General features: G+C 62.4%; 9 protein-coding genes. 8 read left to right on the top strand and 1 reads right to left on the bottom strand.

The genetic code is table 11. The features are described from left to right. The first annotated feature begins 645 nt into the window (after window positions 1–645). The 3 genes from HMPREF3087_RS07530 to HMPREF3087_RS07520 are packed head-to-tail and all read left to right on the top strand — an operon-like array spanning window position 646 to window position 2,845. A complete protein-coding gene (locus HMPREF3087_RS07530; RefSeq protein WP_239233702.1) occupies window positions 646–1,257 on the top strand; it encodes a biotin transporter BioY in 612 nt (203 codons plus the stop codon). Between the two features lie 15 nt (window positions 1,258–1,272). Beyond that, window positions 1,273–2,055: an ABC transporter ATP-binding protein gene (locus HMPREF3087_RS07525; protein ID WP_070428668.1), complete on the top strand. Its 783-nt coding sequence runs from the start codon at window positions 1,273–1,275 to the stop codon at window positions 2,053–2,055. After that, window positions 2,048–2,845 (top strand): energy-coupling factor transporter transmembrane component T family protein, encoded by a 798-nt coding sequence (locus HMPREF3087_RS07520; protein ID WP_256173067.1) that lies wholly within the window; start codon window positions 2,048–2,050, stop codon window positions 2,843–2,845. Before HMPREF3087_RS07525 ends, HMPREF3087_RS07520 begins: the two co-directional genes overlap by 8 nt. Before the next feature lie 89 nt (window positions 2,846–2,934). Here the strand turns inward: HMPREF3087_RS07520 and HMPREF3087_RS07515 are convergent, their stop codons facing one another. After that, window positions 2,935–4,026 carry a glycosyltransferase family 4 protein gene (locus HMPREF3087_RS07515; protein WP_070428666.1) on the bottom strand — a complete coding sequence of 364 codons (1,092 nt, stop codon included), beginning with the start codon at window positions 4,024–4,026 and terminating at the stop codon, window positions 2,935–2,937. Between the two features lie 152 nt (window positions 4,027–4,178). On the opposite strand from HMPREF3087_RS07515, the gene HMPREF3087_RS07510 reads away from it, so the two are divergent. From HMPREF3087_RS07510 to rpsI, 5 genes are all read left to right on the top strand, one after another. Then, the gene (locus tag HMPREF3087_RS07510) at window positions 4,179–4,787 is read left to right on the top strand and encodes a LemA family protein (protein WP_083272094.1); all 609 of its coding nucleotides are present in this window, start codon (window positions 4,179–4,181) and stop codon (window positions 4,785–4,787) included. Continuing rightward, window positions 4,784–5,671 carry a tRNA pseudouridine(38-40) synthase TruA gene (gene truA / locus HMPREF3087_RS07505; protein WP_070428664.1) on the top strand — a complete coding sequence of 296 codons (888 nt, stop codon included), beginning with the start codon at window positions 4,784–4,786 and terminating at the stop codon, window positions 5,669–5,671. The genes HMPREF3087_RS07510 and truA overlap by 4 nt, the downstream gene beginning before the upstream one ends. Window positions 5,672–5,812: 141 nt before the next feature. Continuing rightward, the gene (locus HMPREF3087_RS07500; RefSeq protein ID WP_070428663.1) at window positions 5,813–8,233 is read left to right on the top strand and encodes a bifunctional metallophosphatase/5'-nucleotidase; all 2,421 of its coding nucleotides are present in this window, start codon (window positions 5,813–5,815) and stop codon (window positions 8,231–8,233) included. A 415-nt stretch (window positions 8,234–8,648) separates the two neighbouring features. After that, window positions 8,649–9,092: a 50S ribosomal protein L13 gene (rplM, locus tag HMPREF3087_RS07495; RefSeq protein ID WP_062020379.1), complete on the top strand. Its 444-nt coding sequence runs from the start codon at window positions 8,649–8,651 to the stop codon at window positions 9,090–9,092. A gap of 67 nt (window positions 9,093–9,159) precedes the next feature. Then, a complete protein-coding gene (gene rpsI / locus HMPREF3087_RS07490) occupies window positions 9,160–9,627 on the top strand; it encodes a 30S ribosomal protein S9 (protein ID WP_050992952.1) in 468 nt (155 codons plus the stop codon). Window positions 9,628–10,019 lie beyond the last annotated feature (392 nt).

Raw genomic sequence — 10,019 nt, 5'->3', positions numbered from 1 at the left:
TCAACCAACGTCCCCGGTTAGTACAGCTAAGGCGCAGATTCATTGCTAAAGCGTGGGGCAGTGTTGGGATGGCTGCCCCAGCAGTAGAACGAGGTGTAGTCCTCGTGGGCATAAGCCGCCCGTGACCTCCCGCCAAGGCACACTGCGCCGGCAAGCAAATGCTTGTCGGCGCAGTTGCGTTTGGGCGCGGGTGCGTTGGGTGCCAGCGCAAGCGTCGCCCGGCAGAAACACCCCTTAGCAACGGATCCACCCGTTAGCCGTGCGGAGACTCCCTTTGGCCGGGATCTGCGCTTTAGCAACCACTGCTAAGGGGTGTTTCTGTTGCTAAAGCGTGGGGCGGTGCCCAGCGCCAGCAGTAGAACGAGGTGGAGGCTCGGTCCCAGCCGGGGCGGTACCTCGTGATTTTCCTGAGGTGGGGCGGTGCCCAGCCCCGCAGGTGTTGGCCGAGCCGGGCACCCTTCGTACGGTAAAAACACCGGTTAGCAACAGATCCACCCGTTAGCCGTGGACAGACTCCCTTTGGCCGGGATCCACGCTTTAGCAACCACTGCTAAGGCGCAGATTCATTGCTAAAGAGTGGGGCAGGGCCGAAGAACAATCCAGCCGATTTCTGTACCTGAACAGTGTTCAGGTACGATGCTCCTCATGACTTCCACCAACGTTTCCGCGCCGCAGACCGGCGCCCGCGGGCAGGGCATTTCTGCCGGCCTGTCCGTTGCCCTTGTCGCCGTGTTTGCGGCGCTCATCTGGGTGTTCGCACTCGTGCCGCCGATCCCGGTTGGCCCAGTCGGCGTCCCGATCACCCTGCAGACCCTCATGCTGGCCTTCACCGGCATGGTGCTGGGCCCCACCCGCGGCTTCATCGCCGTGCTGCTCTACCTGGCCCTGGGCTTCCTGGGTCTTCCCGTGTTCTCAGGCGGACGAGGCGGAATCGGCGTTCTCGCCGGACCCTCGGCTGGCTTCATTCTGGGCTTCCCGTTCTACACGCTGCTGTCCGGCTGGGCTGCTCGCTTTGCCTACCGCCGTTTCTCCGGTGCAGGACGAGTCGTCATGATGATCCTCGGATCCCTGCTGACCGCATCGGTGCTTCTGCACTTCATGGGCATTGCCGGCATGTCGATCAACGGCGGTATCCCGTTCGGCGCCGCCACGGTTGCCGACATGGCCTACTGGCCCGGTGACGTCATCAAGACCACCGTTGCAGCACTCCTTGCCGTCATGGTCCTGCGGGCCTTCCCGGTTCTCGCACGCCGCTGATCTCACACGACGTTCATGGCCAAAATTGTCTTCGACGGCGCCCACGCCGCTGTTCTTGATTCCGCAGAGAGCGGTCCAGAGCGCCAATGGCGCACCCTGGCAGGCCCTTTCACCTGCGAAATCAATGAGCAGCGCGTGGCCGTCATCGGCGCCAACGGTTCGGGCAAGTCCACGTTCCTGCGGATGATCAACGGCCTGACCCAGCCAACGTGGGGCAGGGTCGCCGTTGACGGCAAGGACACCGTCGATGACGGGCGCGCGGTTCGCCAGAACGTCGGCTTCGTGTTCACCGACCCGGCCGCTCAGCTGGTCATGCCGACCGTCATCGAAGACATCGAACTCTCGCTCCGACGTATAAAGAACAAACGCGAAAGGCGCGAACGATCGCTTGCCGTACTCGACGAACTCGGCCTGACCGGACTAGCCGACCGTTCGGTGTACGAACTCTCCGGCGGACAGCGCCAGCTGGTGGCACTCGCCTCCGTCCTCACGGTTGAACCCAGTGTCCTGCTGATGGACGAACCGACAACCCTGCTCGACCTGACAAACCGCACACTCCTGCGCGACACCCTCGACGAACTTGCCGAAAACCGTGGCGTGCAGATCATCACCACCACCCACGACCTCGAATTCGCAGCCGATGCCGAACGCGCACTCGTCATTGACGACGGCGCCATTGCATTCGACGGTCCCGCTGACCAGGCAATCGCCCACTACCGCGAAGCCGCCGTCAAAGCCGCCCGCAGCACCCGTAGCCGCAACACCCCGCACAACCCCGACCCGCACGGCGATGACTGACGAACACAAGGGGAGTGGCGCCTCGTCAGCAAGTGGCGCCTCGTCAGCCAGTGCTGACCGGGCGCACGCAGCCAGCCCAGCCGCCTCAACCATCCCAACCCACCAGCCCCGCATGGTCCCACAGTCGGCCATGCCGAAGCCGCGCACGGTTCAGCGGCGTCGCGGTGAGTTCCTCGGCGTGCGCTGGCCGATTCCCGGCTGGCTGCACCGCACACCGGCGTGGGCCAAAGTGATCGCCCTGGTGCTCACCAGTCTGCCCGTGATCGTCGTGCGCGACGCATGGGTCAACGGGGCGGTGTTCGTGCTCATCGTGCTCATTGCACTCACCGCGCGCCTGCCGCTGGGCAGAATCATCCTGCCGCTGCTGCGCATGTGGCCTGTCATGCTGCTTCTGGTGGTCGGCAACCTCATCTTCACCGACGTGCCCACCGCCGCCCGAGTCGCCACAGCCATGCTCGCCGGTGTCATCGGCGCGTCCGTGCTGATCCTGACCACCAGCATCAGCGAACTGCTGCTTGTCTTCACTGCAGCAGCCAAGCCCTTGGGGTGGGTGGGCGTGCGCCCTGAAACCGTGGGCCTGGCGGCAGCGCTCACCATCCGCAGCGTGTCCTACATTGCCGACCTCGTGGGGCTTGCCGCAGACTCCGCCCGCGCTCGCGGGCTCGAAAGATCACTCCGGGCGCGCTCCGTGCCGGTCGTGCTCGGCACCGTGCGCTACGCCATCGACACCGGAGCCGCCCTCGAGGCGCGCGGCCTGGTCGAAGAGCCGGGCGGCACCTCGAGAGAGTAGACCGGAACTTCCGGGACCGGGGCCTAGGCCCCGGAACTCACGAGGTGCCGGGCCGGGAAACGCACCTCAGCACACCGCCGAGGTGCCAGTCACCGGGCGTGCGCCAGGTTTTCGTGAGCGGCGATCGCCTGAGCGTAGTAGCCGATCAGCTGCGAGCACACTCCGCGCCACGTGCGGGACTCGACTTCGGCCCGAGCAGCCTGCGCAAAGGCGCGGCGCTTGGCATCGTCACCCAGCAGATCCAGAGCGCGATCGCGCAGACCAGCAACATCGCCCGGAGCGTAGAGCCAACCGGTGCGCGAATGGTCAACCAGATCCAGCGGGCCGCCGCGCGCCGGCGCGACCACCGGAACGCCGGAAGCCATGGCCTCCTGAATCGTCTGGCAGAACGTTTCAAACTCACCCGGCGCAATGCACAGGTCAAAGCCTGCAACAGCGCGAGCCAGAGCCTCACCGCCGAGAAAGCCCGTGAAGTGCGCGTTCGGCAGTTCGGCCCGCAGGCGGCCCATAAGCGGACCTTCGCCGATGATGACGATCTTGGTGTCCGGCACATCGGCCAGCACCCGCAGGTTCTCCACCTGCTTTTCCGCGGCCAGCCGGCCCAAGTAGCCGATGATCTTCTTCCCACCGGCCACCGACTGTCGCCATTCCTCGCACCTGCGGTCCGGGTGGAAGCGGGCAGCGTCGACACCTCGGGCCCACTTGGCAATCCGGTCAACACCGTGCGATTCCAGCTGTTCAATCGTCGGGGTAGACGGGGCGAGCGTCATGGTGGCGCGGTTGTGAATATTGCGCACGTGACCCCACAGCATGGACTCCACTCCGGTCAGTCCGTAGCGAGCCGCGTAGGCCGGCACTTCGGTCTGATAGACCGCGACCGACGGGATGTTGAGCTCCTGGCAGGCCTGCACCGCACGCCAGCCCAACAGGAACGGGGAGGCGATGTGCACAACATCGGGCGCGAAATCAGCCAGGATGCGGCGAATGCGAGCCACGCCGCCGGGCGCTACACGCAGCCTTTTGTAAGCGGGGAACGCCAGTGAGGGAACGTAGACAATCGGCACGCCCATGTACTCACGCGGACCGCCCATCCGGGTGCCCGGAGCAATGACGAGGGCTTCGTAGCCGCGTTCGGTGATGTGCTCAATCGCCTTGAGGAGACTTCCGACAACACCATTCATCTGGGGCAGAAAAGTTTCAGCAACAATCGCAACTCTCACAGTTTGAGGATCGTCCACACAGGTGGCCCCCGAGGTACGCCCAGAACACTCGAAGGTGAACTTTCGGCCACCATTCCGGCGAGTTCTTTCCGGCGCCTGGTGCTGCCGATAGCATGAGTGAAGCCCGCACGGCAGGCCAGACGGCAGACAATGGAGGCGCAATGGCGGAGATCATCCTCGTGACCGTTGTCGTTGTCCTGTGCCTGGGTCTGGCCTACCTCCTGTACACCCGAGGTTCGCAGCTGCGGTTGGCGCTTGACCTCGTGAGTGAAGCCCGACGGCAGCTGGACCAGGTGCGCACCGATCGGCACGCTCTCGTTCCTGAGTTTCTGCGCATGGCGACCGCTCATTCGGAGCAGGACGAGCACCACCAAAAAGCTGTGCAGGATGCCCTGCGGAGGGCCAAAACCGTCAAAGACGCTTCCGAAATCGGCCAGGCTGAAGAGCGTTTGACGCACGCGATCGATGCGCTTGCCATTGGACTTATTGAAGTCGACCGGCACCGCCAGAGCCTGGGCGCGGCAATCGACCTGCACGCGCAGATGCGGATCATCGAAGGTCGGATCGTCTCCGGAATCCGCTACTACAACCTGGCGGTTGCCAAATACACCGCGCAGCGGCGCCAGCCGACGGCTGTTGTCCTGCGGGCCGCCTTTCCGATGCTTCTGCCCATGGAGTACCAAGACGTCGAAGCGGAGCCCGTCGTAGAGTTTCGTTCGTGAGGTTTCGACTCGATCTTGGCTATGACGGCACCAACTTCCACGGGTGGGGAGTGCAGCCGCGGCTGCGCACGGTCCAGGGGACACTGGAAGAGGCGCTCGCTTTGGTCTGCCGCACCCCCGTGCGCACTGTTGTAGCCGGACGCACCGATGCGGGAGTGCACGCCCGCCGACAGGTTGTTCACCTGGACCTGGGTGAAGAAGAGATCGCCGCGCTCGTGGGGCAGCGCCGGGTTGATCGGGACGGCAATCCGCGCACACCTGAATATGCCTTGGTCAGCCGCCTGCGCGGTGCGCTGACCCGGTTGGACGCCCACGATGTCGTTATTCACGGGGCCTCGGCGGTCTCAGATGATTTCGATGCGCGCTTCTCGGCAGAGTGGCGGTCGTATTCGTATCGGCTGGCTGATGACGATTCGTTCTTCGACCCACTGCTGGCAGCCGCGACGGTCCGTCACAAGGGTGTTCTTGATGCCTGCGCCATGGCGCAAGCCGCTGCTGGGCTGCTGGGCCTGCACGACTTCCTGCCGTTCTGCAAACCCCGCCCGGATTCGACGACAATCCGCACGCTGCAGCAGATCTCGGTCGGCCGCGATGCCGACGGGGTGATTGTCTTCCGCCTGCGGGCCGATGCCTTCTGTCACCATATGGTCCGCGCGATCGTCGGCGGCCTCATTCGGGTGGGCACGGGCGCGTGGTCGGCTGAGCGTCCGGCTGAGCTTCTTGAGTACGCCAACTCACGAGGTGAAAGCCCGGAACCGCTCTACATCGCCCCCGGGGCGGGGCTTGTGATGGAAGAGGTGGGCTATCCGCCGGAAGCAGAGTGGGCTGCGCGGGCTGAGCAGACCCGGGCCCGGCGAAACTCGGCTGAGCTGGGCAAAAGCTAGTGGGCGACGCGGCCTCTTTACGAACAATCCATATGGAATTCATGCAAAAGTCCCCAAAAAGATCTCAGATTTGTAACACTGTGCTCAGACCTTTTTCAGAAACGCGCGAACAGCGCTGAATCAGAAGCTTAAGGACTGAACATGCTCAAAGCACGCCGTGCGCTGTACGGAGGCGCTGCCGCCGCCGTACTCGTCGCACCTCTCGGCGCAATGCCGGTTTTTGCAGAAGCCCCGGAGGGCACCAAGCTCCAGGTGCTGGGAATCACTGACTTCCACGGACGTATTGCCGACCCGGACGGTCAGGCAATGGCCTCGACGGTGGAAAACGAACGGGCGAAGGCTGAGGGCAGCTCGGTTCTGCTGTCCGCTGGTGACAACATCGGTGCAAGCACCTACGTTTCGTCGTCTCAGAAAGACGAGCCCACGATTGACTACCTCAACGCTCTGGGGCTCGACGCCTCGGCAATGGGCAACCACGAATATGACCGTGGCTTCAAAGACTTCAGCGAGCGCGTGCTGGCAGGCGAACACAAGGCGGAGTTCCCGCACCTGGCCGCGAACGTCTACAAGAAGGGCACCAAGGAGCTTTCGGACGGCGTCAAGGACTACGAAATCATCGAAAAGGACGGCATCAAGATTGCCGTCATCGGTGTTGTGACGCAGGAAACCGCAACACTTGTCAGCCCTTCGGGAATCGACATGCTTGACTTCGGCAAGACTGCCGAAGCCGTCGAGCGCACCTCGAAGAAGATTGCCGAACTGCCGGAGGGTGAAGCCCCGGACGTCACGATCGTCCAGGCTCACGTCGGTATGAACGGATCGGCTGAGGGCGACAGCTGCGATGCTGCTCTCGGCAAGAGCAAGGAAGTCAAGGGCATCCTCGATGCTGCTGATGATTCCGTTGACGCATTCTTCCTGGGCCACACCCACGTTCCGGTCAACTGCACCTACAAGAAGGGCGAGAACACCGTCCCCGTCATGCAGGCTGGCCAGTACGGCAAGAACGTCGCCGCGGTCAACCTGACCTCGAAGGGCGATGGCAGCTGGACCATCGACAGCCAGGAAATCATCGACACCAAGGGCCAGGAAGCTTCGACAGAGGTCATCGGCAAGACCGGCGAAATCATCAAGGCGGCTACCGAAAAGTCGAATGAAATCGGCAAGGAAGTCGCCGGTGAAATCGACGAAGACATCACGCGCGCTTTTAAAGACGACGGCCAGGAAGACCGCGGTGCTGAATCGACGCTCGGCAACCTCGTTGCTGACGCACTCAACGAAGACACCGGCCTGACCCAGCTGGAGAAGTCAGACTTCGCCATTACTAACCCGGGCGGTCTGCGCACCGACCTGAAGGTTGATGACATCTTCAACGGCGAAAAGCCGGGCGAAGTCACAGTTGCTGAACTCAACGAGGTCCTTCCCTTCGCCAACGACCACGGAGTTGTGTCGCTCAAGGGCTCGGACGTCATCCAGCTGTTCGAACAGCAGTGGCAGCCTGATGGCGCTTCGCGTCCGTTCCTGCACCTGGGCATTTCCAAGGAACTCGAAGTCATCTACGACTCCACGGCTGAACGCGGCAAGCACGTTGTATCCGTCAAGGTCAACGGCGAAGACATCGACCCGAACAAGACCTACAGGGTGGCCACCCTGTCCTTCCTGGCAGCCGGTGGTGACAACTTCACCGCTTTCGCCAACGGCAAGTTCGAACAGTCCGGTCTGACCGACTTCGAAATCTGGGAAGCCTACTTCAACGCCCGCCAGGATGAGGGCAAGAAGGTGAAGGCCGACAAGGACGAACGCCAGGCTGATGCCGCGCTGGACGTCATGAAGAACGGTGACCTCGAAGTCTCCATCAAGCACCCGTCGAACAAGGACGACGCCTTCGAAATCAAGGCCGGCACCACCGAAGAAATCAGCGTTCAGTTCAACGCCAAGAAGAAGATCGAGGGCCCGCTGCAGATGACCCTCGACCTGCCGAAGGGTGTTTCGGTTGACCTCGGCAAGCACGCCGTCAAGGACAAGAAGAACGTTGCACAGTTCGACTCGGTGCCTGAAGGCAAGTCCGAAGTGAAGTTCAAGGTGACCGCCTCGAAGGACGCCGGCAAGAAGGACGAACCGAAGGCCGGCGGCAAGGTTGACGGTGCCGAAGCTGCGAGCGAAGGCAAGGCAGACGAAGGTAAGGCCGAGCCGGTGAAGGGTCCGAAGATGACCGCCACCCTCATTGCTGCTCCGAACGCCGGATGGTGGGACAACAACCCGCTGCCCATCGGCGGCAAGGTTGAAATCCCCGTGAACGTCCTTCCTGCCGACGCGCCTGCTGAGGACGAACAGCCCGAAGATGGCGGCAAGGACAAGCCTGAGGCCGGTGACAAGGACAAGTCCGAAGCCGGTGACAAGGCAAAGCCTGAAGCTGGTGACAAGAAGCCGGGCGCAGCTGCTAACAAGCCGCTGCCGCGTACGGGTACTGAAGTCGGCCTGGCTGCTGCTGCGGCAGTTGCGCTGCTGCTGACCGGTGCTGGTGCACTTGTCCTCACACGCCGCAAGAACGCAGACGTGAACTGAACTGAGATTCTCGAAGCTCTGAAGTTCTAAGACGTAAACGCTTCGGCGGGCAGATCCCACAGGGGAGCTGCCCGCCGAAGCGTTTCTGTGTTCGAAGTCCGTGTGCCTGCACACCCTTCGAACAGAACCCAAACAAGAAGATCAGGCCGACCTCCACCTCGTGAGAGCAGTCCAGCGCACGCGCTCAACCTCACACGACCCCCGTTTTGCAAAGGTGCGCGCTTCCGGGCTAACATTGACAGTCGCTGTACGTCAGATACACACGCCGCAGACCTCTAGTCGCGTTGCAGGATAAGCGGGAAATGTATACGCGTACCGTGCACCTCAAGCAAGTCAAGTACTGCTGAACAAGACTCACGACCTTGTCAGGCAGACGTGTGTGGCTTGGAAGCTAGAGACGAAAAGAAGGCAACTTTTGCGTACGTACACACCAAAGCCCGGCGATGTCGAGCGCCAGTGGCACGTCATCGACGCCACTGACGTCGTTCTCGGTCGCCTTGCTTCGCAGGCAGCTCGTCTGCTGCGCGGCAAGCACAAGGTGGAATTCGCACCTCACATCGACACGGGTGACTTTGTCATCATCATCAACGCGGACAAGATTGTGCTGACCGGCGACAAGCTGGAAAAGAAGCGCGCCTACCGCCACTCCAACTACCCGGGTGGTCTCAAGAGCCTCAGCTACGAAGAGCTCCTTGAGAAGTTCCCCGAGCGTGCAGTGGAGCAGGCTGTTGCAGGCATGATCCCCAAGAACCGCCTCGGCCGTGCCCAGATGCGCAAGCTGAAGGTGTACGCAGGTGCTGAGCACCCGCACGCCTCGCAGAACCCGCAGAAGTACGAAATCAGCCAGGTCGCGCAGTAAGCGCCCAAGGCTCAGTTAACCGAGGAGAATCGTGGCTGACAACCAGAACCTGAACGAGGACGTCGAAATGACGTCGTACTCGACCGAAACCCCGGCTTCGGCTGGTCTCGGCGAATCCGTGGCCGGTGGCCGCGGCGAATCGCTCACCGCTCCCGGCCAGGGCGTTGGCCGTCGCAAGCGCGCTGTCGCTCGCGTCCGCCTGGTCCCCGGCACCGGTGAATGGAAGATCAACGGTCGTGACCTTGAAGCCTACTTCCCGAACAAGATGCACCAGCAGCTCGTTCGCGAACCCTTCCGCCTGCTTGACCTCGAAGGCCGTTTTGACGTCTTCGTGCGCATTGCCGGTGGTGGCCCCTCCGGCCAGGCCGGCGCTGTCCGCCTGGGCATCGCCCGTTCGCTGAACGAAATCGACCGTGAAAACAACCGTCCTGAACTGAAGAAGGCCGGTTACCTCACGCGTGACGCTCGCGTTCCCGAACGCAAGAAGGCTGGTCTCAAGAAGGCTCGCAAGGCTCCGCAGTTCTCCAAGCGCTGATCTTCGCCCGCCAGGGCAGATCCGGCTTGGGGCACGCAGTGCCTGCTCCAAAGGTCCGTGTACCGCAAGGTGCGCGGGCCTTTTGGCGTTGCGGGGGACTTGTTCGGTTTTCTGTTTGTTGTCCGTGCAGGTAGGCGGACATCGGGCCCGAAACCGGACAACTCCGTGTCATTTCCGGCGCACTTGAGTGCCTTCAGCTGTGGACCAGACGCTCCCGATTCCGTGCTTAAGTTTAGAAATACGCGTCCGACCTCGATGTTTACTCAGGCCGTTCGGGTTTAGCTGCTTTTAAACAGATGACCTGTTTGTCCACAGCTGCGCGGTCTGGTCTTTCCCAGGGGTTCGTCGACCAGCAGTCTGGGACGCATGAACAATGTCTTTGTGGTCAGTGC

It is taken from the genome of Brevibacterium sp. HMSC22B09, assembly GCF_001806795.1.
Classification (GTDB): domain Bacteria; phylum Actinomycetota; class Actinomycetes; order Actinomycetales; family Brevibacteriaceae; genus Brevibacterium; species Brevibacterium ravenspurgense.
The sequence above is the reverse complement of the archived record's forward strand: the minus strand, read 5'-3'. Positions and strand labels throughout refer to the sequence as shown.